Source organism: Sphingomonas sp. Leaf412 (assembly GCF_001425405.1).
Lineage (GTDB): Bacteria > Pseudomonadota > Alphaproteobacteria > Sphingomonadales > Sphingomonadaceae > Sphingomonas.
This window is the reverse complement of sequence record NZ_LMQP01000003.1, coordinates 214075-214570: the sequence shown is the minus strand read 5'-3', so window position 1 is coordinate 214570 and position 496 is coordinate 214075. Positions and strand designations below refer to the sequence as shown.

The following is a 496-nucleotide window of genomic DNA, read 5'->3' as shown; positions in this document are numbered from 1 at the left end:
GGGTCGCCACAAGCGGCACGTTCGTGGCACGCCCCCTCCACCACGCCGCTGTGCGCTGCGGTCCCCCTCCCCGTGCCGGGGAGGATATTGACTGTTTCGTGTCGGCAACGCCTTATCCCCCATATGGGGAAAGCCTTTTTCACGCTGCTGCTCGCACTGACCACCGGCGCGGCTGCACAGACCTACCAGCCGCCGCGGCACAACCTGCCCCCGCCGCAACTCGGGCAGGACACGCAGGCGCAGGCGGACATGGGGATCGATGTCGAGCGCGATCGCCCCGCGCCATGGCTGCTGGCCGAGCACCGCCGCCTGTCCGCGGCGCTGGCGGCGCTGAAGCCGCAGCGCCGGGGGACGGTCGACGCCTATGTCGTGGTCGCGGGGCTGGACAGCGACGCCGTATTCGGGCGCGAGGCGCGCGAGACCGCGAGGGTCCTGTCGCGCCGCTATTCCGCGGACGGGCGCACGATCCTGCTGGCGGGCAGCGACGGCGCCGCGG

Annotated in this window: 1 pseudogene; it reads left to right on the top strand. The window is 72.6% G+C overall.

Annotation, left to right across the window (positions count from 1 at the left end):
- Positions 1–123: 123 nt before the first annotated feature.
- A pseudogene (locus ASG29_RS17470) lies at positions 124–496 on the top strand (peptidase C13); the annotation flags it as partial.